The organism is Shewanella sp. SM74 (assembly GCF_025653725.1).
Taxonomy (GTDB): domain Bacteria; phylum Pseudomonadota; class Gammaproteobacteria; order Enterobacterales; family Shewanellaceae; genus Shewanella; species Shewanella oncorhynchi.
This window is the reverse complement of sequence record NZ_JAKKRZ010000016.1, coordinates 91,489-112,460: the sequence shown is the minus strand read 5'-3', so window position 1 is coordinate 112,460 and position 20,972 is coordinate 91,489. Positions and strand designations below refer to the sequence as shown.

At 47.9% G+C, this 20,972-nt stretch carries 35 protein-coding genes and 1 pseudogene; 31 read left to right on the top strand and 5 right to left on the bottom strand.

What is annotated here, in order from left to right; all coding sequences use genetic code 11:
* Positions 1-16 precede the first annotated feature (16 nt).
* From L5M49_RS16605 to L5M49_RS16595, 3 genes are read right to left on the bottom strand one after another with little or no spacing between them, the layout of a single operon-like run.
* The gene (locus L5M49_RS16605; RefSeq protein WP_411569110.1) at positions 17-565 is read right to left on the bottom strand and encodes a hypothetical protein; all 549 of its coding nucleotides are present in this window, start codon (positions 563-565) and stop codon (positions 17-19) included.
* 53 nt (positions 566-618) lie between these two features.
* Positions 619-1,122 carry a hypothetical protein gene (locus tag L5M49_RS16600; RefSeq protein WP_263266472.1) on the bottom strand — a complete coding sequence of 168 codons (504 nt, stop codon included), beginning with the start codon at positions 1,120-1,122 and terminating at the stop codon, positions 619-621.
* Entirely contained in the window at positions 1,119-1,814 is a 696-nt protein-coding gene (locus tag L5M49_RS16595; RefSeq protein ID WP_263266471.1) for a helix-turn-helix domain-containing protein, read from the bottom strand. Before L5M49_RS16595 ends, L5M49_RS16600 begins: the two co-directional genes overlap by 4 nt.
* Before the next feature lie 208 nt (positions 1,815-2,022).
* Here L5M49_RS16595 and L5M49_RS16590 point away from each other — a divergent pair, with 208 nt between their 5' ends.
* From L5M49_RS16590 to L5M49_RS16500, 19 genes are all read left to right on the top strand, one after another.
* Positions 2,023-2,259: a helix-turn-helix domain-containing protein gene (locus tag L5M49_RS16590; protein ID WP_263266470.1), complete on the top strand. Its 237-nt coding sequence runs from the start codon at positions 2,023-2,025 to the stop codon at positions 2,257-2,259.
* Positions 2,260-2,270: 11 nt separating this feature from the next.
* Positions 2,271-2,651, top strand: a complete 381-nt coding sequence (locus tag L5M49_RS16585) for a hypothetical protein (protein WP_263266469.1) — start codon at positions 2,271-2,273, stop codon at positions 2,649-2,651.
* Complete coding sequence (locus L5M49_RS16580; RefSeq protein ID WP_263266468.1) at positions 2,648-2,893, top strand: hypothetical protein; 246 nt, start codon at positions 2,648-2,650, stop codon at positions 2,891-2,893. The genes L5M49_RS16585 and L5M49_RS16580 overlap by 4 nt, the downstream gene beginning before the upstream one ends.
* A 35-nt stretch (positions 2,894-2,928) precedes the next feature.
* A complete protein-coding gene (locus tag L5M49_RS16575) occupies positions 2,929-3,126 on the top strand; it encodes a hypothetical protein (RefSeq protein WP_263266467.1) in 198 nt (65 codons plus the stop codon).
* Between the two features lie 52 nt (positions 3,127-3,178).
* Positions 3,179-3,547: a hypothetical protein gene (locus L5M49_RS16570; RefSeq protein WP_263266466.1), complete on the top strand. Its 369-nt coding sequence runs from the start codon at positions 3,179-3,181 to the stop codon at positions 3,545-3,547.
* A gap of 13 nt (positions 3,548-3,560) precedes the next feature.
* Entirely contained in the window at positions 3,561-3,794 is a 234-nt protein-coding gene (locus L5M49_RS16565) for a hypothetical protein (protein ID WP_263266465.1), read from the top strand.
* Positions 3,794-4,576 carry an HNH endonuclease signature motif containing protein gene (locus tag L5M49_RS16560; protein WP_263266464.1) on the top strand — a complete coding sequence of 261 codons (783 nt, stop codon included), beginning with the start codon at positions 3,794-3,796 and terminating at the stop codon, positions 4,574-4,576. The genes L5M49_RS16565 and L5M49_RS16560 overlap by 1 nt, the downstream gene beginning before the upstream one ends.
* On the top strand, positions 4,573-4,812 hold the full coding sequence (locus L5M49_RS16555; protein ID WP_263266463.1) for a hypothetical protein: 240 nt from the start codon (positions 4,573-4,575) through the stop codon (positions 4,810-4,812). Before L5M49_RS16560 ends, L5M49_RS16555 begins: the two co-directional genes overlap by 4 nt.
* A complete protein-coding gene (locus L5M49_RS16550; RefSeq protein ID WP_263266461.1) occupies positions 4,809-5,075 on the top strand; it encodes a hypothetical protein in 267 nt (88 codons plus the stop codon). Before L5M49_RS16555 ends, L5M49_RS16550 begins: the two co-directional genes overlap by 4 nt.
* 76 nt (positions 5,076-5,151) lie before the next feature.
* A complete protein-coding gene (locus tag L5M49_RS16545; RefSeq protein ID WP_263266460.1) occupies positions 5,152-5,316 on the top strand; it encodes a hypothetical protein in 165 nt (54 codons plus the stop codon).
* Positions 5,313-5,582: a hypothetical protein gene (locus L5M49_RS16540; RefSeq protein WP_263266459.1), complete on the top strand. Its 270-nt coding sequence runs from the start codon at positions 5,313-5,315 to the stop codon at positions 5,580-5,582. The genes L5M49_RS16545 and L5M49_RS16540 overlap by 4 nt, the downstream gene beginning before the upstream one ends.
* A complete protein-coding gene (locus tag L5M49_RS16535) occupies positions 5,579-5,818 on the top strand; it encodes a hypothetical protein (protein ID WP_263266458.1) in 240 nt (79 codons plus the stop codon). Before L5M49_RS16540 ends, L5M49_RS16535 begins: the two co-directional genes overlap by 4 nt.
* Complete coding sequence (locus L5M49_RS16530; protein ID WP_263266457.1) at positions 5,815-6,102, top strand: hypothetical protein; 288 nt, start codon at positions 5,815-5,817, stop codon at positions 6,100-6,102. Before L5M49_RS16535 ends, L5M49_RS16530 begins: the two co-directional genes overlap by 4 nt.
* A complete protein-coding gene (locus L5M49_RS16525) occupies positions 6,099-6,530 on the top strand; it encodes a hypothetical protein (RefSeq protein WP_263266456.1) in 432 nt (143 codons plus the stop codon). The genes L5M49_RS16530 and L5M49_RS16525 overlap by 4 nt, the downstream gene beginning before the upstream one ends.
* On the top strand, positions 6,527-7,264 hold the full coding sequence (locus tag L5M49_RS16520) for a 3'-5' exonuclease (protein ID WP_263266455.1): 738 nt from the start codon (positions 6,527-6,529) through the stop codon (positions 7,262-7,264). Before L5M49_RS16525 ends, L5M49_RS16520 begins: the two co-directional genes overlap by 4 nt.
* 314 nt (positions 7,265-7,578) lie before the next feature.
* Complete coding sequence (locus tag L5M49_RS16515; protein WP_263266454.1) at positions 7,579-9,933, top strand: replication endonuclease; 2,355 nt, start codon at positions 7,579-7,581, stop codon at positions 9,931-9,933.
* The gene (locus L5M49_RS16510; protein ID WP_263209501.1) at positions 9,930-10,628 is read left to right on the top strand and encodes a DNA adenine methylase; all 699 of its coding nucleotides are present in this window, start codon (positions 9,930-9,932) and stop codon (positions 10,626-10,628) included. The genes L5M49_RS16515 and L5M49_RS16510 overlap by 4 nt, the downstream gene beginning before the upstream one ends.
* A 37-nt stretch (positions 10,629-10,665) precedes the next feature.
* A complete protein-coding gene (locus L5M49_RS16505; RefSeq protein ID WP_263209499.1) occupies positions 10,666-10,848 on the top strand; it encodes a hypothetical protein in 183 nt (60 codons plus the stop codon).
* Positions 10,845-11,141: an adhesin biosynthesis transcription regulatory family protein gene (locus tag L5M49_RS16500; RefSeq protein ID WP_263266453.1), complete on the top strand. Its 297-nt coding sequence runs from the start codon at positions 10,845-10,847 to the stop codon at positions 11,139-11,141. Before L5M49_RS16505 ends, L5M49_RS16500 begins: the two co-directional genes overlap by 4 nt.
* A 486-nt stretch (positions 11,142-11,627) precedes the next feature.
* Here L5M49_RS16500 and L5M49_RS16495 read toward each other — a convergent pair whose 3' ends face one another.
* Positions 11,628-12,677 carry a phage portal protein gene (locus L5M49_RS16495; protein ID WP_263266452.1) on the bottom strand — a complete coding sequence of 350 codons (1,050 nt, stop codon included), beginning with the start codon at positions 12,675-12,677 and terminating at the stop codon, positions 11,628-11,630.
* Positions 12,677-14,446, bottom strand: a complete 1,770-nt coding sequence (locus L5M49_RS16490; protein ID WP_411569109.1) for a terminase ATPase subunit family protein — start codon at positions 14,444-14,446, stop codon at positions 12,677-12,679. Before L5M49_RS16490 ends, L5M49_RS16495 begins: the two co-directional genes overlap by 1 nt.
* A gap of 153 nt (positions 14,447-14,599) precedes the next feature.
* Here L5M49_RS16490 and L5M49_RS16485 point away from each other — a divergent pair, with 153 nt between their 5' ends.
* The 12 genes and pseudogenes from L5M49_RS16485 (at position 14,600) to L5M49_RS16435 (ending at position 20,936) form a co-directional block, all read left to right on the top strand.
* Positions 14,600-15,409 (top strand): GPO family capsid scaffolding protein, encoded by an 810-nt coding sequence (locus L5M49_RS16485; RefSeq protein WP_263266451.1) that lies wholly within the window; start codon positions 14,600-14,602, stop codon positions 15,407-15,409.
* A gap of 9 nt (positions 15,410-15,418) precedes the next feature.
* The gene (locus L5M49_RS16480) at positions 15,419-16,423 is read left to right on the top strand and encodes a phage major capsid protein, P2 family (protein ID WP_263266450.1); all 1,005 of its coding nucleotides are present in this window, start codon (positions 15,419-15,421) and stop codon (positions 16,421-16,423) included.
* A gap of 2 nt (positions 16,424-16,425) precedes the next feature.
* Positions 16,426-17,130 carry a phage terminase small subunit gene (gene gpM / locus L5M49_RS16475; RefSeq protein WP_263266449.1) on the top strand — a complete coding sequence of 235 codons (705 nt, stop codon included), beginning with the start codon at positions 16,426-16,428 and terminating at the stop codon, positions 17,128-17,130.
* A 101-nt stretch (positions 17,131-17,231) separates the two neighbouring features.
* The gene (locus L5M49_RS16470) at positions 17,232-17,693 is read left to right on the top strand and encodes a head completion/stabilization protein (RefSeq protein WP_263266448.1); all 462 of its coding nucleotides are present in this window, start codon (positions 17,232-17,234) and stop codon (positions 17,691-17,693) included.
* 13 nt (positions 17,694-17,706) lie between these two features.
* On the top strand, positions 17,707-17,925 hold the full coding sequence (locus L5M49_RS16465) for a tail protein X (RefSeq protein ID WP_263266447.1): 219 nt from the start codon (positions 17,707-17,709) through the stop codon (positions 17,923-17,925).
* 2 nt (positions 17,926-17,927) lie between these two features.
* The gene (locus L5M49_RS16460) at positions 17,928-18,305 is read left to right on the top strand and encodes a putative holin (RefSeq protein ID WP_012197334.1); all 378 of its coding nucleotides are present in this window, start codon (positions 17,928-17,930) and stop codon (positions 18,303-18,305) included.
* Entirely contained in the window at positions 18,305-18,625 is a 321-nt protein-coding gene (locus L5M49_RS16455) for a phage holin family protein (RefSeq protein ID WP_263266446.1), read from the top strand. Before L5M49_RS16460 ends, L5M49_RS16455 begins: the two co-directional genes overlap by 1 nt.
* Before the next feature lie 5 nt (positions 18,626-18,630).
* Complete coding sequence (locus L5M49_RS16450; protein WP_263266445.1) at positions 18,631-19,452, top strand: N-acetylmuramidase family protein; 822 nt, start codon at positions 18,631-18,633, stop codon at positions 19,450-19,452.
* Positions 19,436-19,906, top strand: a complete 471-nt coding sequence (gene lysB, locus L5M49_RS16445; RefSeq protein ID WP_263266444.1) for an Rz-like lysis system protein LysB — start codon at positions 19,436-19,438, stop codon at positions 19,904-19,906. Before L5M49_RS16450 ends, lysB begins: the two co-directional genes overlap by 17 nt.
* A pseudogene (lysC, locus tag L5M49_RS25345) lies at positions 19,806-20,027 on the top strand (Rz1-like lysis system protein LysC); the annotation flags it as partial. The gene lysB and the pseudogene lysC, both read left to right, overlap by 101 nt.
* Positions 20,020-20,493: a phage tail protein gene (locus L5M49_RS16440; protein WP_263266443.1), complete on the top strand. Its 474-nt coding sequence runs from the start codon at positions 20,020-20,022 to the stop codon at positions 20,491-20,493. The pseudogene lysC and the gene L5M49_RS16440, both read left to right, overlap by 8 nt.
* The gene (locus L5M49_RS16435) at positions 20,475-20,936 is read left to right on the top strand and encodes a phage virion morphogenesis protein (protein ID WP_263266442.1); all 462 of its coding nucleotides are present in this window, start codon (positions 20,475-20,477) and stop codon (positions 20,934-20,936) included. Before L5M49_RS16440 ends, L5M49_RS16435 begins: the two co-directional genes overlap by 19 nt.
* The last annotated feature ends 36 nt before the right edge of the window (positions 20,937-20,972 follow it).

Below are 20,972 nucleotides of genomic sequence, written 5' to 3'. Positions count from 1 at the left end.
GTGCAATTAGCCGCGACTACTGAGCTATATTTTCACGATAAATAAAAGGAATGATGATCTTATCCGGAGTGGTGCCAAACTTAGTGGCGAGAAAAGCTTTAAGGCGATCTTCGTTTAATAAACCATCTTCTTCAAACTGTTTACGGTTATCAAGCCATGCTTTCCAAAAGGTCAACTGCTCATCTGTTAATTGCACATGTGAGGCTTCAACCTCCCATTTTTTCCCGTTGCAATCATTCCCAGTGATATCACAACCATCAGGTGCGTAAGTAGCCATAGCTACTCCTTGGCCCCGATTCGCAGCAAACGTGGCAATCTCAAGTGTTACCCGCACATAATCTGCGCCTGTTTGCTCTTGAAGATCTTTAGCCGCAGCTTTTGCGGTTTCAGCCCTATCTAATTGTGTCAATGCAGTTGGCGCGAGAATAACCCAGCGTAAGCGTTCTCTACCACGCATGCTGTTATCTTCTTCTGCTATGACTTCATAATCATGCGCAACAGGTTTGGCAACGGTGACAGGGGCAAATAAACATAATGTTAAGCAAACTACTATCCATCTCATCAAGTAACTCCTTTTAAATTAATAGTTATCTTCAAACTGATTGTTTCAATATGTCTTTATAAATTTTCAAAGATAAATCGATAGACCTTTTCTTCGGAAGAGAAAAAGCCGCTGATTTGCTCAGTGATCTCGACCTCCAACACCTTGATATTTTTAGGTCTAAAGCTTTTACGCTTTTTTTCCCATTGTGCATATTTTTCACTGCCAATATCCTTTGAATGAGGAGGCCCCCATAAAGATGGGTTAATCAGCCAGTTGATTTCTGACTCATGGTGTGAAGGTGTTAAAATCTCACTCCCTTTAAAGTCAAAACCGTCTTTTGTTATAAGTGAAATAGAGCATTCAACCCTACTTTTTCTATCAAGAATTTTATTGAGCGTTAATTCCAGCAAATAAAAATCAGACCCTGATCTTCCAGTTACTATCTCCGCCTTTTCCACCACTATCGCAGATTCGATATCACTAGCGGCAGCTTGATTTGCATTGATGAAGGCAAAGAATAAGCAGTTGATTAAAATGAATGCTTTTGGGGTTAGGTCGCTTATCTTGCATCGACTCATTGTTTTACTGACTGTTCTTTAGCACGGTAACGCAGCGGGTTAATGCGCTGGATGCGGCCTAAGGCGAGCATGGCCTCGCCGATAATCTCAACTTGATTCAAATCTTCACCTTTAATGGTGAAACTACGGTAAAAATCATTATCACTGTCAACCTGAAGGTAGGCTTCAAACTTATTGAACTGGATGCGCTTAATAAACAGTTCGCCACCAATGCGCAGCACATAAACCCCCTCAAGCACTAACATCGGCGGCTTGATGCGTTTAACCATAATAATGTCACCCTCAAATAATGCAGGCTCCATCGAGTCGCCTTTAACAGCAATCGCAAATAACTCCGTTGGCGGTACGCCAAAGTTAAGCAAAATTTGCGGGGAGATATTAATGCCGTGGGGTGAATACTCGCCTTCGCTCGGGATCAACCCTGAGCCAGCAGAGGCGTAAATCTCATAATAGGGGATGCTAATGGGGGCTTCGTCTGGCGCCTCACTCTCTACTTGGGCTTGCAGTGCTTGCCTCACTTCGAGTGGTAACGAATCAATATGGTACTCAAAGGCGCGACCTTTAACGCCTTCTGCTTTGCGCTTTATCCAGTCCTCAGTGCTAGCTTTTTTGTTAATACCTTGAATTGTCTTCGGTAAACCGTAAAAACCAATGAGCTCATTGGATTGGAACCACTTCTTATCTTGTTTCATTCAAAAGTCCTTATTGAAACAGCTACGTACCTGTAAAAATTTTTGCTTAATAAATCACAACAAAAACAAACCAATACAAACAACTTTTAGGTTTTGACATGCCAAATAAAGAAACTTAGTTGATTTAAAGTTTCTTTTAAACTAGCATTGAAAGCAACTAAGGTGATTTACAGCAAGCCATTACAAGTTAACGTAAGAGGGTACACCAATGAAAGCGAAAAAAACAGCAGAAACAGCCGATTGGCATCGCGCTGATATTAAAGCTGAGCTCGAAAAACGCGGCTTAAGCCTTAATCAGTTAGCGGCGCAAGCGCAGTTAAAAGCAGGCACGTTAAACAACGTCTTTCGCGTTAAGTATCCAAAAGCCGAACGAATTGTTGCCGAGGCGATAGGGGTTGCCCCTGAAGTGATTTGGCCTAGCCGCTACCCGCAAGTTAATGCCTAAGGAATGCAGCAATGAACACAGCCGCTTTTCATATCCGCACTGCGTTAAGTAACCCTGCATTTTGTGATTTCTTTGCCGAGAGTGGCGGCGGTTTTCATCCGGTGAATCATCCGCTGAAAAGCGTTGAAGAGCGCATCCAGTATTTTTGCATGACAGATGAAGAGTTCTTGGGCGCGACACATAGATATTGGCCTAAGGCTGGTAGCAAGGAGCTGGGTGGCGTCATCCCTGTGCTGCACCTTGTTGACCTGCTCAAGGCAAGAAATGACCAACTCACAAAGCTTTGGCGTTACTGGGTTGCCTTCAATAACCAATTACCGCCGATGAGTAAACGGGTCGATGACCTCATTAGCACAGTGCACAAAAACACATGGCAAGGAATGCAGCAATGATGCCTATCACCATCGGTGCAGACTTTGTGCCATTTCTTTCACCAGAGCGTTATGCCGAGCGGATGGGCGTGGATTTATCTACGGTCAAAACCATGATGGATAACGGCTTGTTACCTGTGTATCAGCCCGTTGCCCGCGGTAATCGCTATATCAATATGATTGGCGCGATAAAGCTGGCCGACGAAGTGTACGAAACCCAGAAGCGCACCGCCCCTTGGGCAACGCTTAACGGGATACGTTGAGTCTGTTTTTAAATCCTATTTGTAAGGAGAGTGCAATGAGTTACCGGCAAATAGAAGGCACCACGATTGAGGTGCCAGATTGGGTACAAGTACCGGCTTTTGCAGAGTTTAGTGAAGCAAAATTGGAGAAGAGCCGGCGCGCGATTGCGTATCTACGCAGTAAGTATTTTGGGAATGAGGTTGGTAAACGAAAAACCAGAGTAGCAGAAAAAACAAAGCCACAACTGCGCTAACAGTTATGGCCGATATCACTTAACTCTTTATCACTTAATGGGAACACACCACATGACACACCAAATGATGAAACAAAGCATAGCAGTAACTTCCCCTTTAATTCAAGCACCCGCCCTCATTTTGTCGGCGCTTACCACAGCGCAGGAGGCTAATGCCTTTATGAACCAATTTAATTTCGACCTTAACAATCATTACCACAGCAGCATGCGCCGGCTAATGGTGGATGTGCATACCCGTCATGGTGATGCGCTCGCGGATGCAAACCCTATCAGTGCTGCACGTTATCGCGGTATGGCCCAAGGGCTTGAGCGCGTTGCGCTATTGGTACTGAACGATTCCATTTTGTATCACGCGTGTAGTGAGCTGGGCGATGAGCTTGAGCGGCTACACGAAGAAATGATGGCAGAGCCTGAGCACTAGAACAGGGGGATTTATGAAAAACAAATTGAGTGATCTCAATAACCATCTGTTTGCACAGCTTGAGCGTCTTTCTGATGAGGGTGTTACCGGCAAAGCATTGCAGGAAGAAATTGAGCGCAGCAAGGCCATTACTGGCGTCGCCCGTGAAATTGTGCTTAACGGCAGGTTGGCTCTCGAAGCACAAAAAAGCCTCAACGAAGGCTTGATTGCCAAACACGCAGCGCCTGAAATGTTGGAGGTTAAATAATGCCTCGATTTATTTATAGCCCTGAAATGCTGGCATTTATTGCTGCCAGCTATCGTAATTGCAGTGTTGATTCCACCACCTATTTATTTAACGCCGCCTTTGGCACGCTAAAAACGGCCAAGCAAATTAAGGCTGTTATTAAAAATAATAAATTTACCTGTGGCAGAACCACTGGCGCATTAAACAAAGGTCGGTTCCTGTTATTCAGCGCTGAACAAATAGCGTTTATCAAAACGGCATATCAACACCATTCCATTATTGATGTTACTCAAAAGCTGAATGCGCAGTTCGGCACCGCTTTTACTACTCAACAAGTTAAGACATTTACCAAAAACCACGGCATCACCTCGGGCAGAACAGGTCACTTTGCGCCAGGTGCAAAGGCGTGGAACGCTGGCTTAAAGGGCTGGTGCGCTGGCGGTAAGTCTGTTGACACTCAGTTTAAAAAAGGCGTTACGCCAACGAATCACAGACCTGTGGGCTCGGAACGTATTGATAACAAAGATGGCTATATCTCGATAAAAGTCGCTGAACCTAATCAATGGGCGCTCAAGCATCGAGTGGTTTGGGAATCCGTTAATGGCCCAGTACCCAAAGACATGATGTTGTGGTTCAAAGATAACGATCGCCTGAACTGCGACCCAGACAATTTGATGTTAGTCACTCGGGCGCAAAATGCCGTGGTTAATAAGCTGGGGCTATCAAAGTTACCCGCCGATTCAAAACAAACCGCTGTGCTTCTGGCGGATATCAGTATGAAGAAGAAAGCGAGGGCGGCATGAAATTAGCCAATATCGAATTATCAGAAATCAGAGTCGTCTCGGTTTATGTGATCACCTGTTTTATGTGTGAAAACCAGACCCATTTTGCGGCGAGTGAAATTGATGCCAGTGTCGGTGATGCTGCAGCGATGGCCGCTTCACAGGGCTGGCATAGCTATGAAACCGCCGATGAGAGTTGCTCAGTCGCTTGCCCTCGTTGCATTAAAGAAGCGCAGGAAAATGAGGTGGAAGCATGAGCCTTTATGACCCGAAGTTTGACTTAAATAATCCACAGCATTTAAAGCTACGGTCGCTAATGGCGGAACTGTTCGCAAATCACGCCGAAGCCATAAGCCAAAAAGGATATCGGGTGGCTGAGCACTATGAGGCGCAAGCAATAGGCATCGCGAGGGCGGCGGCTCGTTTAACAGATGGATGTGATTGCATGCACCTCGCAAGTGAGCTTGCTTTTTCAATGATGCAACTTTCACACGCCGCAATGGCGAGGGAGGTTGCATGAGCACCTTCACCACTAAACACGGCACTGTGGTGCTGAACATGTCCCGCAAAGTGTATTTCATCCTGAGCATATTGAGTTGGCATTTACCCCAAGTGATAGCCAAGGCTGGGGCGTAACCAAAACATTTACCTGTGCAGAACTGAGTGATTTTACTCAGCAAGATGCGGAGGTGTTTGCGCTGAATGCAGAGCAAAGGCTGCGTGTGCCAACAGGCAAAACCACAACAGGAGACAGTGTATGAGTACGTTAGCAGCCGCTGAGCGCATGTTAGCTACGGGCCAATTTTATAGCGCGGGGATGTTAGCCGCTGAGCTTGGTATTACCGCCGTTGATGCGTCGGGCAAGTTATCTAATATCCGGACATCGAAAAAGTATCAGTGTGTGGTGACGCCTTTGCCCAATCGCAAGGTCAAGGTGATCGCCATTAATGGTAAATCGATTTCTAAACAGTCGTTATGGGACTTGGTGCTATTTAACCGTCCACTACAAAGCGGGGTGCATGCATGAGCCAGCCGCATTCAAATCAGGGCGAAATACTCGCCGAACTCGGCTATAAGCCACGCCCGGTTTTTAACGGTCGTCACCCAGCAGGTTTGCGCAGTGACGGTTTGCCTTATGCCAGCCGTTGCAAAGTGAGCGATGCAAAACGTGCAGAACGCGCGCGGACTCGCCGTATTGAAGATATGGCGTTAGCCAAAGAACTGGGCATTAGCCTAAATGAGTTACATGAGGGGGCGGTATGAGCGACTTTAAATGCCCTGTGTGCAACAAGTACAAAGTGCCTAATCCAGCCTCTTTTGCTGTAGGTGACAAAGTTAAATTTATGAGAATTAAACAAGGTATTCGTACTACTAGCTTTAATTCTGTGTCAGGAAAAATTATTGCGCTTGATGGTGATGACGCTGTGCTAGTTAGGTCTCGCGGTAAAGATACGAGAATTTTACGAACAGGCCTCACTCATGAAGATCAACCAAGTCCTGTCTCTTATCAGATGTTTGGTGTTTGCCATTGCGGGGGCGTCCTATGAGTGAACATCTAGCCGTTATCGAACTTAAAAAACTTATCCAATCTGAAATCGGTGATTTTATCGCGGGATTCGGCCAGCCAGGTGAGCCAACTACGCCAGAAGAAATGCAAACAAAATTGCAGGCGAATATCGATCGCTGCTTTGCTGAAGTAGAGAGAAAGTGGTTTTTATTTCCAAGCAAAGATCTCGTTTGGATGACTCGATCTGAGTTCGCCCACTATTGCTATATCAACAAAATGAAGCCGGTAAATTTGGATTATCTTCGCGACTTCGCCGATCAGCAGCGCGAAATTGCTAAAGACATAATGCGGAAAAATTTCGATGCAGGTGATGAAGAAACTCAAGAGTTTTTCCGTCAAGACGCCATCGAGTGGGCTTTATTGTCGCGTGGCTTAACGCGTGAAATTAAAAAGCTGGGTGGGCTATGAAACAGAGTGATGAAGCTAAAAATTGGGCAGTGAACAAGCCTAAGTTTATTGGGGTTGACTTGGGCAGAGTCGAAGCTGAAAGAACACTAATTATTTCAAAGGGTAAAATAATGAATGACGTCGAACATTTAGAAAACATTAAATCTGCAGGCAATATTTCAGCCAGCGTGCAGGCTCAGAGCTGGTTAGATAATGGCGCTGTGATTTTAGACACTGAAACTACGGGGCTTAAATGGGGCAGTGAAATTGTAGAGATCAGCATTATCGATGCCGTAAGCGGTGAAGTGTTACTCGACACCTTAGTTAAGCCTGTTGGCGTTATCCCTGACGAAGTGATTGCTATCCACGGCATTACTAACGAAATGGTGGTAGATGCGCCGTATTTTAATGAGGTGTCGCTACGCGTAGCGGACATCATTAAAGACCGCCCTGTTGTCGCTTATAACGCTGCATTTGATAGAAATATGCTCGGCTCAGCATTGTCGAATTTTAGTGAAACAGATCCGCTTACCCATCCGCTGTTTAAGACGATGTCTAGTTATCAATTCCACTGCGCCATGTTGGTTTATGCCCAGTTTAAAGGTGACTGGAACCACGGCCATGGTGATTTTAAGTCGCATTCGTTAGTCAATGCAGCAAAGCAGCAGGGCATTACACTGGAAGGAACGGCGCACCGTGCGCTATACGACTGCCAACTTACCCGCGAGCTGATTTTAAAGATGGCGGCTGAGTAAATGGCTAAAAAGTCACATTTGTTTGCGCATTTACTCAGGCACTTTCGCTCCCGTCGGGAAGACCTGCTTACTCGGTTTAGGCAGCATCACGAGGACCCAACCGAGCTGAGTTTAATCAAACTGGCAGAGGTATTTGGCGCGCTTGATTGCCTTTACTGGCAGTCGCTTGGCTGTGGTGAAGTGTTGCTGGCTAAAAAAATCGCTAGAACGATTAAGGGGCCGTTCGAGTGCACTTTAGGTGCGGTTAGTCACGTTTCAACCGTTACTTCACATAGCAAATTCAGTAAGACAACGAGTGAGAGCTGTAACCCTCAATGAGTTTGCGCATTCATTCAAATAAACTTCCTTTCAAACGGCGTTTGCAGCATTTGCCAGCGCCGCTTGCTGATGACGTTTTGGCAGCGTTTGCTGTTGCATCTGAGCACGAGCCTGCCGCACCGGTGGACTTGTGGCAGGATGAGGTTGCTGGCGTGCGTGAGAAGGTTGATACCACTCGCTTGTATCAGCCTATTTTCGATAAGCCAGCAGAGCGTTTTACCGCGGCAAAAGGCTTTGAAATGCTTGCGCCGCTGTCATTCCATGTGCGCAATAAAGTACAAAATACCTATCAGCAACGTGTAAATGCTGGCGGCATTACTGCTGGCTCGGCGTATTTACGCGAAACCATTAAAAAGTTAACAGTGGTTTGGCATAAATATCCATTTCATAAAATCTCGGGCATGAAGTTTGTTAAGCACTCAGCGAAGGAGCTTGATGATAATGAGGATTTGACCCCTGAAAGCCGCGCATTAGTTGCGGCCTCGCCATTTAGTGCATTTAGATTGTTGCGCCATCGCAAATCCACGGAACTTAAGCAGGTAGCCTCACAAATGGCTGACGCTTGCATGATGCAGGTTAAAGCGATTGCCGCTGCCGACCACAGTGACATGGCCTATTTTAACGCCTATGACGCTGCCGCCGAACTCTGCAAAACATGGCGCATCGAGCCGCCATACTGGCAAGGGGCACACATTGACCACATTAACGAAGCGGCTGAGTGCGCAATATTGCGGATGACTTGCCCAAAATGGTGGGGCAAGAAGCTATTAAAACTGCGCGACCAGTGCTGTGAACACCTTTGTTTAGTGGCTGGCCTTGTGACCAAACAAACCCCCTTTATCAGCGATGAGTGCTTTAGTGAGTGGCAGTCACAACAAAGAACTGCAATGCAGTGGCTCGAAAGCACCATGATTGAAAATGATGACGGGGTGATCTTACCGCTTATCGAAGCCGCAATGGCGGGTAACGCCAACCCGACAAACCGTGTCACAGAGCTGATAGTGCGTAACCGCGGCTTAGAAGAAATCGCCGACGCTGCTGGCATGATTGCGCTGGCAGTGACGCTTACTTGCCCGAGTATATACCATTCAAATTCACATAAGTGGGATCTTGGCAACGCCAAGCGAGCACAGAAATACCTCGTTAATACCTTTGCCAAAATGCGTTCAGCATTGGGTTATCGCAACATTCCATTTTTAGGGTTTCGTGTCGCTGAGCCGCATAAGGACTCGACGCCACACTGGCATATGGCGTGGGTGATTAAGCCTGAGCATGAAGCTGCAGTGAGAGCAATTATTACCAAGTACGCCTATCAGGTTGATGGCGATGAACCAGGTGCAGCAGAGCACAGGCTAAAGATAGAACCAGTCAGAAAGGATGCGAACGGAAAAAGCGGCCTTGCTGGTTACTTTATCAAGTACTTGCTTAAAGGCATCCCAGGGGATCACATGCATGGCCAGCAAGAGCTTGAACTGGAATCAGGCCAAACCATTGAGACAGCATCCGCCCGCATCGCGGCATGGGCGAGTCGATATGGCATTCGGCAATACCAGTTTTATGGCGCTGAGTCGGTGCAGATATGGCGCGAATTGCGCCGGCTGAAGGTAGGCCCGCAATCGCCTGAGATTGAAGCGGTAAGGGCTGCAGCTTGTAGCTCGGATTGGAAAGGTTATGAAGAAGCGATGAAGCATGCACAGCTGTCACTCAACTATGAACTCACCCCTGAGGGCAACCAATACGGCGAAGTAACAAAGCGCGTGCAGGGCATTAACGGCATCGCTTTTGGTAAAAAGCGCTTAATCATCACCCGTGGCGAGCGTTGGAAGTTGCGTAAAGCTAATGAAGATGAACAGAACGCATATAAGGAACTTAAGAAGCGCCGCAAAGATTTATTTACCGTTAACCGCGCCATGAATGCTGAAAGCCGGCTTTCAAGAAAAGAACTCAAAGACGCTATGCCAAAGTGGAGCATGGCGCTGTTGCCGTTGCCTTTTGGCTCTCCTTGGACTTGTAGGAATAACTGTACAGACCCTGTTTTGGAGGAGGTTGATAGCCGAATTATCAGGCACCTTGCGCAGGTTGGCATAACCGACCCTGCCAACATTGAGCGGTTATTGTTCGATGGTTGCAGGGTGATGGATGCCGATGGCGGGGAATGGTGGGTTGATGATGGCCAGTTGCGGAACGAGCCGTATCGATATCACGAAATTAGGGATCTTCCGCTTGATGAACTCGTCTCAGAAATGCAGACGTGGGGAAAAACTACCATAGACAAATATAACTTTACGGTACCAGCTGTATCGAGTACAGACGCAAATGTCTATGTTGGCCATGGACGGAAATATCTATGACAGATGCTAAGCAAAGCTATTTAGGCGCTAAAAATGGGAGTGGTGTTTTTCAGGCAATTATTAACGTGATGCCACCACATGACACTTATATCGAGGCGTTTCTCGGCACTGGTGCAATCATGCGCCGTAAAGCGCCAGCAAAAAATAGTATTGGCATTGAAATTAACCCTGGTGTCATAGATAAATTTGACCATGCTGCAGAGTCGCTAAATTTATCTATTAATCTCATCAATGCCAACGCCATTACCTACCTCAAAGCGTTTTCACCAAGCGGCAAAACGGTGATTTATCTTGATCCACCCTATGTGCACTCAACCAGAACAAGCAATGCAAGATACAAAAACGAGCTCACTGATGCGGATCATGCGGAGCTGCTTACTGTTGTTAAGCATCTATCCGTACTTAAGGATGTTTTTATCATCATTTCTGGTTACCGAAATCCTTTATATGACACGGAGCTAGCTGATTGGTATAGCAAAGACTTCCAAGCTATGACACGCGGCGGAGTCAGAACGGAAACAGTATGGTGCAGCTTTCATCCTGGCGAACAGCATTACCATACGTTTGCGGGAAAGGATTTTACTGATCGCCAACGAATCAAGCGTAAAGCAGCAAGATGGGCAAAAAACTTCGAGGCCATGCCGGCTGCGGAGCGCCAAGCCGTGATGGCCGCTTTGCTCGCTATAGACAATTAGAACGATGTTTACTCAAGTGTAAAACAAGGAATTAGCCATGAAACTAACGCTTAACAACGACGATCATGAAACCGTATTAGCCTACATCACCGCCAAACATCGTGAAAATGGCTATAAAGGGCAATGCTTTATTTTCCTACCTCGGCTTGCTGAATTGCATTTAAGCAACAGTATTTATACGGCAAATCAATTAATTAAAAAAATGATGGTGAAAGCATGAAAACACTGATTCAAGGCTGTGAAAGCGCAGAACAGTTTGAGGTATTGCTGCAGTTGACTGGCATCAGTAGCGAAGATAAAAAAAATGCGCTGCGCGCTCACTTAGTTGAAGGTTTACCAGCTAAACGCGCGTATGCCCGTTTTCATGTTACTCAGCAGCATTTTAGCCAGGCATTGATGCTGCTAAACAAAAAAGCAGATTTGGCGATGCAGTACGCAGGACTAAACAAAGTAAAGACGGTTAATAACTTCGATGAGTTGCAACAGAAAATAAAGCAATTAAATCAACACTAGAAAACTAATGTGAAAAACAGATTTTTAGAGAAAAACACAAGTAGGAGACCTTGAGATGCGTGCAAAATTATTAGTCGCTTTTTAAAATGGATCTGAGGGATCGCTAAATGATCGCTAATGCGTTTTTTTGCGTTTTTTGTAACTGGGTTACATCACTGAAAGCCGCCAGCGCAGGCGCGGTTTTAAGGGATCGCGTTATTGCGTTTTTTTCATCAGATAAAGCGCGCAGGCGTGGCGGGGGTACGAGGGCGCGCCAGAGGTGCTGGATAGTCTGATGCAGGGGCGATAGTGATGCACCTGTGCAATGATAGTGGTGTGGTTGATAAGCTGCGGTGCGCTGTCATGTTATGGCCTTAAATCGCTTCCTATTGCGCCTAAACGCAGGCAATAAAAAACCGCCAGAAGGCGGTAGGTTTTTAACAGTTTACTAGTGTAGTTTTTAGTTACATCTTTTTGTTGTTTAGTTACATATCATCAGTCCAGCAACTAAGGCTGCTTGCTGCTTTCAGTTGCTAATTGGTACGGCTTAAAGCGGACTATCTCTTCGCCGGCCCAGTCGTTGATGGCCAGTAGTGATTGGCGAATACAATCCAGTTCGTTAGCATCAAATACCTGTGCCGCCTTGCCAGCATCACCAAAGCCTCCGGTATTGTTGGGCACTATCCCCATGAGTTGAGGCGGTACGCGGTGCGATGCCAGCTGGTCGTCACGGCTGACGTTCTTAATACTCAAAAACTCATCATTCGCGGCGACTTCTGCCACAGGGATTAATTTGATCCCATCCTTATTGCCACCTGGTGCATGCAAAAACAAGTTGCGGAAGTTACCCGGGCCTTTACTGTTTCTAAGTGATTCACGCAGCTTGGCGACATCTTTCTCGTTTACTGTTGAGTCAGTGAGGTACATGATAAAACCAGCGTGACTACCGTTCTCATAGTATCGACGCCTAAACAGGGTCGCACTCTCATTCAGCAGTGATGAGTTCATGCTGGCCACATAGTCGGGAATGCCGTAAACCTCTTGGTTTAAGTCTGGATCCTTTACGTGAAAGATTGTTGATTCAGGAAACTCCATCTCTTCGTGAAAGTTAGGCACCCACCAATACTGATTAGGTTTAATGCCTACACGGGTATATTTAGCCGGCGAGGTTTGATACTTCAATGCACCGCCCAAGCGATTCTTAATGACCTGAACATAGGCATTATTAAAAACCAAATAATCGAGAACAATGGCGCTGAACTCATACAAGCTAAGCTTTGGATGCGGAATAAAGCAGCTTTTAAGAATATTGCGCTTTACCTGAATCGCGCTGGCATGGTGCACCGACGCCCGATAGATTCGACTTAGGCCAGTCAGTGATAGCGGCGGCTCGTAGTACTTGCCGTTAGACATGGCCTCAAGATAGTCGAAGATCTCCCGTTGGCTTAGCACTGGCATGGGTTCACCAAAGGTAAAGGTCTCAATTCGTTGCTCTTGCGGCCCTTGCTGCTGTTGCGGTTTGGCTGCCATAGCTCGAGCCTTTCTATATTTTGCCATTAGTCGTAAATCTCCAAAGTCGAAGTACTGGTGCCGCTGGTATCCAGTGGCTCATTGTAAAGTGCATGCATTGCCGCCCACGCGATATCGGCGTGGCTAATTTCTTCGCTGCGAGCGGACTCATAAGTCACTTGTTTGCCGCTGGCGGTCAGGGTTTTGCGAATGCTCATAAAGGCTTGGGCAAGGTCAGTCCAACCTGCGTCATATTCCAAGCGGCCTTTGCTGATCACGTCATAGGCCTTGATCACCATCTGACTTTTCAGCACTGGGTTGTAGAGGAATGGCGTGACCTGCGGGAAAAACTTCTTCACCAGTTGATACACTGCCTCACCAAGTCCCGTGGTATCGATACCGATAAAGGTCACGTTGTATTTATTGCAGATATCCTGAATTGCTTTGGCCTGTGCCTCAAAGTCCATCCCGTTCCAACGGTGTTTTTCAATCACGCGGAACTTACCGCCAGGCACTGCAGGCGGGCAGATAACAATGCAACCGGCGCTATCACCTTTGCCGCCTTTGTTAGGGTCGTAACCTATCCACACTTCACGGTGGGCGAGCGGTCTTGGGGCAAAGGGTTTGTAGTCGGTCCACACTTCCCACGAATCGACCATGCAACGCTGCATCATCACCATAGGGAACACCGACATAGTGTCGTCGATGAACTCGCACATTAGCAGGTTAGAATATTCGTCAGGGCTGTACTCTAAGTGCAGCGTATCGGGGTCAAATAAGTTGCAACCTTTGCGGATAGCATCATCGACGGTGACCACTTGACGCCACTGGCCGTCTTCACACTTGCGGCCGTTCTCTAGGGCGCGATGGCTAACATCAATCTCAATGCGATCGGCTTTTGGGCGGCCACGGTTAAACAATGTGCCAGTCCAAAACGGGTAGGCGTCGTGGGTAATCGACGACGGGGTAGAAATGTAGGTTTGTCGCCACTGCGCGTGCAGTGCCATACCTGAGGCGACCTTGCGGAACTCTTGGAACTTGTGGATCCAGAAGTACTCATCAAGATAGAGATTGCCGTGGTAAGACTGTGCGGTTCTGGTATTGGTGCCCAAAAAGTACAGAATGGCACCGTTGTGCAGCACAATCGGGTCGCCCTTGAGTTCAATGCCGGTGACATCCTTCACAAACTGAATGATGTACTGCTTAAACACATGGGCCTGCGCTTTACTGGCCGACAAAAAGATTTGGTTACGGCCCGTTACTAGCGCATCAATAATGGCTTCATGGGCAAAAAAGTACGTCGCGCCAATTTGGCGAGACTTTAAGATGTTGCGTATACGCTGAGTTAAGCCTGCTGTGTACCATTCCTTTTGATAGGCAAACATCGAGTCTTGGAACGCCTCAATCAGCTTTTCCAACTCCTCTTCGCTCACGTAGTTCTTAACCGGCTGCTTTTTAGGTCCCGCATTGCGGTTATGCACATTTGGGTTTAAGTCGGCTTCATTGCCGCCATTGTGATAACGCGTAATGCGAGCGATACGCTCCAGCTGCCGCCCGAGTAAATCAATCTCTTTAAAGTCTTTGCCGTCTTTATTCTCTTTGCTGATGAGTTGCAGCAGACGCATTTCAAGTGCGCTGTCCACGCGGTCGATGGGTTTGGCATCTTCCCAAGCATCACGTTTTTTCCAACTCGACACGGTACTTTCGGGCAACTGCAAATGCTGGCTAATCTCGCGGACAGCCCAGCCTTGCCAAAAAAGATTTTTGGCATATTGGCGTTGATTCTTATCTATAGAGATTTGGGGATTCAGTTTCATGGCGCCAGTGTAAATAGCCCAATACCTAAAACCCTGCTGTTTAAGCGGTATCGGTTTCCTTATACCGCCCGAAGCCCTTGCCCATCATCGCCTTGCTCTTGACCATACAGGCAGCAGTTAACAGACCTAATTCAACCCCAAAGGGCGACCAAGATGGCTAAGAAATCGAAATTTTTCCGTGTATTTACTGAAGGACATACGACCGACGGCCGAGTCGTTGAGCGTCAGTGGATCTTGGACATTGTAGAAACCTATAACGCAGCAAAGTATGGCGCCCGCATTTGGATGGAGCATATCCGTGGCATGACGGCAGACAGTCCATTTAAAGCCTATGGCGATGTGAGCGCGGTAAAGGCTGAGGAAGTCGATGGCAAATTAACCCTGTTTGCGCAAATTGAGCCGACAGAAGAACTGATCGCCATGAATCAGAAAAAGCAAAAAATCTATACCAGTGTTGAGATCGACCCTGACTTTGCTAAAACCGGTAAATGTTATTTGACCGGCTTGGCAGTAACAGACTCTCCTGCATCCCTTGGTACTGAAATGCTAGCGTTCTCAGCAACCTGCAAAGACAGCCCACTATCTTCACGCAAGCAGCGCCCCGAAAATCTGTTTACCTCTGCAGTGGAAGTGGATTTTGAATTTGAAGATGTCAGTGACGAGCCAGGACTATTTGCCAAAGTCAAAGCGATGCTCGGTAAAAATAAGGCAGAAGCCAAAGCCGACTTTGCCGACGTGCATCAGGCTGTTGAAGAAATCGCCCAAGCCGTTGCTCATGCTGAAACGCAGTTCGGCAGCAAGGTCACCAAAGGCATGGAAGATTTGACCAAGTTGCAGACGGATTTTAATGAGCTCAGCACGCAATTCAATGCGCTCAAGACCCAGCTCGAAAAAGAAGAGCCACAAGGCCAACGACGTTCACCCGCAACCGGTGGCGACACCAACATGAAAACCGATTGCTAAGGAGCAAACATGCGCAATACCACCCGTACACTTTTTAACGGTTATCTAGGCCAAGTTGCCACGCTCAATGGCGTAGAAACAGCAACCGCCAAATTTACCGTTGAACCAACAATCCAGCAAACGCTTGAAACACGGATGCAAGAAAGCTCGCAGTTCTTGACGATGATTAACGTGGTGCCTGTCACCGAAAAGTCAGGCGAAAAGTTAGGCCTTGGCGTTAGCGGTACTATTGCCGGCACGACCGACACCACCCAAAGCGATCGCCAAGCCATTGACCCAACCGATTTAGATGCGCTGGGTTATGACTGTACTCAAACCAACTTCGATACGGCGCTTCGTTACGCCAAAATCGATATGTGGGCCAAGTTCCCTGATTTTCAGGCGCGCATCCGTGATGCCATTCTGAAACAGCAAGCGCTAGACCGTATCATGATTGGCTTTAACGGCACTAGCCGTGCGGCTACCTCTAACCGTACCGCTAATCCATTACTGCAAGATGTAAACATCGGCTGGCTGAAAAAAATTCGCCAGCATGCACCACAGCGTCATATGGCAGAAGTGGTTGAAGGTTCAGGTAAAATTGTTATTGGCACAGATTACGCCAACCTCGATGCATTGGTGTTCGACATGGTTAACAACATGATTGACCCATGGCACCAAGACGATACTGAGTTGGTTGTGATTTGTGGTCGTAAGCTGCTAGCTGATAAGTACTTCCCGATTATCAACAAAGATAACGCCCCAACGGAGACTATGGCAGCTGACATGATCATCAGCCAAAAACGTATTGGTGGTTTAGGTGCGGTGCGTGTGCCGCATTTCCCCGCTAACGCCGTGCTAGTGACGCGCTTGGATAACTTAAGCCTCTACTGGCAAGAAGGTGGTCGTCGCCGCAGCGTGATTGATAACCCTAAACGCGACCAAATTGAAAACTACGAATCATCAAACGATGCCTATGTGGTTGAAGATTATGGCTGCACAGCGTTTGCCGAAAACATTGAGATGGGAGCATAGCTATGACATCTCCCGCCCATAAACGCTTTCATGGTGTTTTGGCGGCAGCGCGGGGAACGGATTCCCCCTTAAGCGCTCGCTCCGAAAATACCTACGAGCTCATGCTCATGCAACTTACCGAACATCGCCGCATCTTAAAAACCGTGCAGGCGCTCGCGCGTAAGCTACAGGCCAAATCGCAGTTCTTACCCGAATATGATGCCTATATCGATGGCACCATTAAGGGCAACAGTGGCGTGCAGGATGAAGTCTTCGTCACTGTGCTGCTGTGGCATATCGATGTCGGCAATATCGACCGCGCGATAGAGCTGGCCGCATACGCGCTTAAGCATGATTTGGTGATGCCCGATCGCTTTGAGCGCAATCTGGCGTGCACCATTGCCGAAGAAATTGCCGAAACCGCCGCACGCGTGATTGAAACCGAAACACCGGTCGCCAGTTCGCAGCTAAAGGCTGTGCTTGAGCTTACGGCCGAGTGCGACATGTACGACGAAGCGCGCGCTAAGCTGCTGCGTCAAATGGGGCAAGCATTTGAAGCTGAAGGCGAGTTAACCGCTGCGCTCGACGCCTATCAACAAGCATTAGCCCTAAACGATAAAGTGGGTGTGAAGAAGTTTATTGAGAAAGTCACTCGTGATCTTAAGAACGCCGACAAACAAACAACCGAAAGCACTGAGCCCTCAGAAACACAAGGCAGTGCAGGTTAACCGAGCGACCCTCGCAACCCGTGCGGCGCTGGCCAAGTAGCGTTATCCAATTTCACTACTTAAGCCAGCCCACCGCACAACCTAGCCGCAAGCAGGTAAACATGAGTTTTATCGCCCCAGCCACTAGCGCAGCACCAAGCACGATTACCAACAGCCCGTTTTGGCCAGACATTGAACCTAGCGCTCTGCGCGAAGCCATGCGCCTTGATGGCACAGTGACAAACGCACGACTTGAGCACGCAGTCATCAATGCAGCGCTGCAGACAAACAGTGATCTCAAGGATTGGCGTATCGGGCAGCAAATCTTGGGCTTTGACGGTTTAGAACAAGTGCCAGCCGAGCAAATCAACGGCCAGAGCATCTATTTGCAATTGTATTTACGCGCGGTTTACTGCCTCACCAAAGCCAATCTTATTGAGCGTTATAGCGATTTTGATAGCACGGCTAAGGGGCTAAAGGCGGGTGAAGTGCTTGGTGATAGTGTTGACGATCTGCGCCGTGATGCACGCTTTGCTATTCGCGACATCTTAAGCGAAAGCCATGTCACGGTGGAACTGATCTGATGGACTTAGCTTAATGAGTAGCTTGCAGGCAGTGCGCAGTATCGAGGGCGATACCGTCGATAAGATTTGTTATCGATACCTTGGGGCAACGGCTGAGTTAACTGAGCAAGTGTTAGATGCTAACCCGCAGCTGGCCGCCATCGGTCCTATATTGCCAAACGGTACGCTGATACTTCTTCCTGTGCAGGTGGCCGCGCCGACACAGCCAAACTTTATTCAACTATGGGATTAATGATGAGCGAGCCAATTTCAGCGACATCAGCCACATCTGCCGTCGTCACCGCCAGCGTGCTGACATTAGTGCCAGGGGCTGAACCTGCAGTCATGATCGGCGCGTTTACTGGTGCAGTGTTGTTCATTATTTCGAATGACGCTGCGGGGAATTACCAGCGTATCGGACTGTTTATCGTGTCATTTTTGGGCGGCGTACTGTGTGCCAATTGGGCCGCCAATGCCTTGAGTGCATTACTGCCAGATGCCTTGCAGGTCAATGTGGGCATGGCGGCACTCATTTCATCCGCCTGTGTTGTGCGCATGCTGCAGTATTTTATGAAACTCACCAATAACCCAGAAAGTTGGCTCAATGCCCTGCGTGGGCTTAGGGGGAAATGATGCTGATCATCAATGCCATTATTTGCAGTTTGATTGTGTTGCGCCTGGCTTTGTTTGTACGAACAGGGCGGCATCGAATCTTCATCAGCATTTGCGCCTATCTCATCACTGTTGCCGCAGGCATTGAAGTCATTCTCACTGTGTATGGCGTCGCCACAGTGCCGAGTTATGCGGAGGTCTTTCTAAAGGCCACGCTCTGCATCGCCATTTTCCAAGCGCGGGGCAATGTTGCGCATCTTCTGCAACCAAACTCGAAAAAAGTTGGTAGCAGGCTAGTGCGCATTCCCCGTGCACAAACATTCAAAACCAAACATAGGTAATTGAGATGACGCTAAGAAAAGGCAGTAATGGCACGGCAGTGCGTGATTTACAACAACGGCTCAATGCCGCTGGCGCGTCATTAACGGTAGATGGTTGGTTTGGTGATGCAACCCAAAAGGCCATCGAGCAATTCCAAGACAAGCAAGACTTACCGCGCACCGGCTACGCAGGGGTAAGAACGCTGGCATTACTCGCCGGCGAAAGCCGCAGCAAGTTTATTCAGCACTCACAATTAGCTGACGCTGCAATGGTGCTGGGCGTCTCGTTTGCCGGCATGGCCAGCGTGGCAGAAGTGGAATCCAACGGCTTTGGCTTTTTCGCCTGTGGTAGGCCCACGATTTTATTTGAGCGGCACGTATTTTATCGCGAGCTATTAGAACAAGGCGCCGCAGCGGCAGAGCTTGCTGCTAAGTACCCGAATATTTGCAACCCAGCCCGTGGCGGTTATACCGGCGGCAGTGGTGAATATCAGCGGTTTGCTGTCGCGTACCAGCTCAATCCAGAGGCCGCAATTTGCGCCTGCAGCTGGGGCATGTTTCAGATCATGGGCTTTCATTGGCAAGCCTTGGGCTATCCGTCCCCGCAGGCCTTCAAGCAAGCTATGGATATTTCAGAGGGGGAACAGCTCAAGGCCTTAGTTAAATTTATCGAGGCAGACCCTATTTTGCATAAGGCACTCAAAGTACGTAAGTGGGCAGAGTTTGCCAAGCGCTACAACGGCCCCGCCTATAAAGAAAATGACTACGATATTAAATTAGCGCGCACGTATCAGCAGTTTACTGCCGCGAGTCAGCAGCAGGGCGCCGATAATGTTGTCGCTGCTTAGCCGGTTTATTCAACCATTTGCAGGCTATTTAATTGTCGCCGCCCTCGGGATTGCGCTCACCATGGCGGGTATTATTTATCAGCAGCAAGAGCGACTGAATAAATTGCAGCAGACGCAGGGCGCAATGCTGCAATCGCTGACACAAACATCACAGTCCTATTTTGACTTAAAGCAGCTATCAGCAGAAAACCAGCAAGCGCAGGCAGAGCTGCGAACGCAGCTAGCCAGTGTGAAAAGTACGAGCCAATACCGAAAAAACAAAATCGAGGAGCTAAAACGTGAACTTAGTGATGTTAAAGTCTGGGCTGAGACTTTGTTGCCTGATGCTATTCACCGGCTGCACCAGCGCCCCGCCATTAATGGCAGTGCAGAGTACCGTCGCTGGTTGTCCACTCGTGATCCCTTGTCTGTTACCAGCGAGCAATCCCATCAGCAATCAAGGGATAAGCAGTGAGCTCGATAGCTGCGAAACGGCTTGGCATGACTGTGCCGCGCAAATCGATATGATTATCGAGTGCCAAACTAAACTGCAAGCTAAAGACTTAAGTCAGAAAGAAGGGAAAGGCCATGAATAAGCCGGCGCAGCTGCGTGAGTTGCTATCCAGTCACGTTCCCCACTTACAACAAAATCCTGATTGCCTGCACGTATTCATTGAGAACGGCAGCATCATCGCCACTGGTGCGGGGCAAAACCTGAGTTTTGAGTATCAATTTAACTGCGTCTTAGTGGTGACCGACTATGCCGCCCATGCCGATACGCTGATTGTGCCCATTTTAGGCTGGCTTGCATCGCAGCAACCCGAGCTGTTATTTAATCCGGATAAGCGCGAGTCAGGGTTTAAATTCAAAGCAGAAATCATTAATCACACCACTGCTGACATCGAAATTGTGCTGGCATTAACTGAGCGAGTAAAAGTTGTTGCGGGTGACAATATGCAGCTTGAAGTGACGCACTTACCTGAGCCCGTTTTCAATGACGAAGCGATTGATTGGACGCTTTACACCAATGGGATTGAAGTGCCATGGCCACCGACGATTTAAACCGACTGAGTGAGTTATTTGACGGGCTAATACAGCAATTATCCCCTGCAGCGCGCAAGCAACTTAGCCGCGATATTTCAAGACGCTTACGAGCAAGTCAGGCGCAGCGGATTAAGCAAAATACTGCGCCAGATGGCAGCGCATTTGAGGCGCGAAAACCTCAACCAACATGGGCTAAACGTATCGGGGCCATTAAAAGAAAACTGATGTTTCAGAAGATCATCAGGCAAAAATACCTAAAGCCTGAGTATTCAGCATCAGCAGCCAGTGTTGGGTTTACGGGGTTTATTTCCCGCGTAGCGACCGAGCATCAATACGGCCTTAGAGGGCGGATAAACGAGCGGATATCGGCACAATATCCGCAGCGTGAGTTGTTGGGATTCACTGTTGATGAACAGGAAATGATAGAAGAAGCTATCATTAGGCATTTAGCATTTACATAGCTTTAAAGGTACTGAAGAATACATCTATAAGTATTT

Excerpts from the sequence above, each read along its gene's own strand:
- L5M49_RS16510 (WP_263209501.1), top strand. The coding sequence starts at position 9,930 with ATGACAGATGCTAAGCAAAGCTATTTAGGCGCTAAAAATGGGAGTGGT.
- L5M49_RS16495 (WP_263266452.1), bottom strand. The coding sequence starts at position 12,677 with ATGGCAAAATATAGAAAGGCTCGAGCTATGGCAGCCAAACCGCAACAG.
- L5M49_RS16580 (WP_263266468.1), top strand. The coding sequence starts at position 2,648 with ATGATGCCTATCACCATCGGTGCAGACTTTGTGCCATTTCTTTCACCA.
- L5M49_RS16565 (WP_263266465.1), top strand. The coding sequence starts at position 3,561 with ATGAAAAACAAATTGAGTGATCTCAATAACCATCTGTTTGCACAGCTT.
- L5M49_RS16460 (WP_012197334.1), top strand. The coding sequence starts at position 17,928 with ATGAGCGAGCCAATTTCAGCGACATCAGCCACATCTGCCGTCGTCACC.
- L5M49_RS16435 (WP_263266442.1), top strand. The coding sequence starts at position 20,475 with ATGGCCACCGACGATTTAAACCGACTGAGTGAGTTATTTGACGGGCTA.
- L5M49_RS16505 (WP_263209499.1), top strand. The coding sequence starts at position 10,666 with ATGAAACTAACGCTTAACAACGACGATCATGAAACCGTATTAGCCTAC.
- L5M49_RS16480 (WP_263266450.1), top strand. The coding sequence starts at position 15,419 with ATGCGCAATACCACCCGTACACTTTTTAACGGTTATCTAGGCCAAGTT.
- L5M49_RS16525 (WP_263266456.1), top strand. The coding sequence starts at position 6,099 with ATGAGTGAACATCTAGCCGTTATCGAACTTAAAAAACTTATCCAATCT.
- L5M49_RS16455 (WP_263266446.1), top strand. The coding sequence starts at position 18,305 with ATGCTGATCATCAATGCCATTATTTGCAGTTTGATTGTGTTGCGCCTG.
- L5M49_RS16530 (WP_263266457.1), top strand. The coding sequence starts at position 5,815 with ATGAGCGACTTTAAATGCCCTGTGTGCAACAAGTACAAAGTGCCTAAT.
- L5M49_RS16540 (WP_263266459.1), top strand. The coding sequence starts at position 5,313 with ATGAGTACGTTAGCAGCCGCTGAGCGCATGTTAGCTACGGGCCAATTT.
- L5M49_RS16570 (WP_263266466.1), top strand. The coding sequence starts at position 3,179 with ATGACACACCAAATGATGAAACAAAGCATAGCAGTAACTTCCCCTTTA.
- L5M49_RS16575 (WP_263266467.1), top strand. The coding sequence starts at position 2,929 with ATGAGTTACCGGCAAATAGAAGGCACCACGATTGAGGTGCCAGATTGG.
- L5M49_RS16535 (WP_263266458.1), top strand. The coding sequence starts at position 5,579 with ATGAGCCAGCCGCATTCAAATCAGGGCGAAATACTCGCCGAACTCGGC.
- L5M49_RS16500 (WP_263266453.1), top strand. The coding sequence starts at position 10,845 with ATGAAAACACTGATTCAAGGCTGTGAAAGCGCAGAACAGTTTGAGGTA.
- L5M49_RS16555 (WP_263266463.1), top strand. The coding sequence starts at position 4,573 with ATGAAATTAGCCAATATCGAATTATCAGAAATCAGAGTCGTCTCGGTT.
- L5M49_RS16440 (WP_263266443.1), top strand. The coding sequence starts at position 20,020 with ATGAATAAGCCGGCGCAGCTGCGTGAGTTGCTATCCAGTCACGTTCCC.
- lysB (WP_263266444.1), top strand. The coding sequence starts at position 19,436 with ATGTTGTCGCTGCTTAGCCGGTTTATTCAACCATTTGCAGGCTATTTA.
- L5M49_RS16470 (WP_263266448.1), top strand. The coding sequence starts at position 17,232 with ATGAGTTTTATCGCCCCAGCCACTAGCGCAGCACCAAGCACGATTACC.
- gpM (WP_263266449.1), top strand. The coding sequence starts at position 16,426 with ATGACATCTCCCGCCCATAAACGCTTTCATGGTGTTTTGGCGGCAGCG.
- L5M49_RS16590 (WP_263266470.1), top strand. The coding sequence starts at position 2,023 with ATGAAAGCGAAAAAAACAGCAGAAACAGCCGATTGGCATCGCGCTGAT.
- L5M49_RS16515 (WP_263266454.1), top strand. The coding sequence starts at position 7,579 with ATGAGTTTGCGCATTCATTCAAATAAACTTCCTTTCAAACGGCGTTTG.
- L5M49_RS16600 (WP_263266472.1), bottom strand. The coding sequence starts at position 1,122 with ATGAGTCGATGCAAGATAAGCGACCTAACCCCAAAAGCATTCATTTTA.
- L5M49_RS16465 (WP_263266447.1), top strand. The coding sequence starts at position 17,707 with ATGAGTAGCTTGCAGGCAGTGCGCAGTATCGAGGGCGATACCGTCGAT.
- L5M49_RS16450 (WP_263266445.1), top strand. The coding sequence starts at position 18,631 with ATGACGCTAAGAAAAGGCAGTAATGGCACGGCAGTGCGTGATTTACAA.
- L5M49_RS16550 (WP_263266461.1), top strand. The coding sequence starts at position 4,809 with ATGAGCCTTTATGACCCGAAGTTTGACTTAAATAATCCACAGCATTTA.
- L5M49_RS16490 (WP_411569109.1), bottom strand. The coding sequence starts at position 14,446 with ATGAAACTGAATCCCCAAATCTCTATAGATAAGAATCAACGCCAATAT.
- L5M49_RS16485 (WP_263266451.1), top strand. The coding sequence starts at position 14,600 with ATGGCTAAGAAATCGAAATTTTTCCGTGTATTTACTGAAGGACATACG.
- L5M49_RS16595 (WP_263266471.1), bottom strand. The coding sequence starts at position 1,814 with ATGAAACAAGATAAGAAGTGGTTCCAATCCAATGAGCTCATTGGTTTT.
- L5M49_RS16560 (WP_263266464.1), top strand. The coding sequence starts at position 3,794 with ATGCCTCGATTTATTTATAGCCCTGAAATGCTGGCATTTATTGCTGCC.
- L5M49_RS16585 (WP_263266469.1), top strand. The coding sequence starts at position 2,271 with ATGAACACAGCCGCTTTTCATATCCGCACTGCGTTAAGTAACCCTGCA.
- L5M49_RS16520 (WP_263266455.1), top strand. The coding sequence starts at position 6,527 with ATGAAACAGAGTGATGAAGCTAAAAATTGGGCAGTGAACAAGCCTAAG.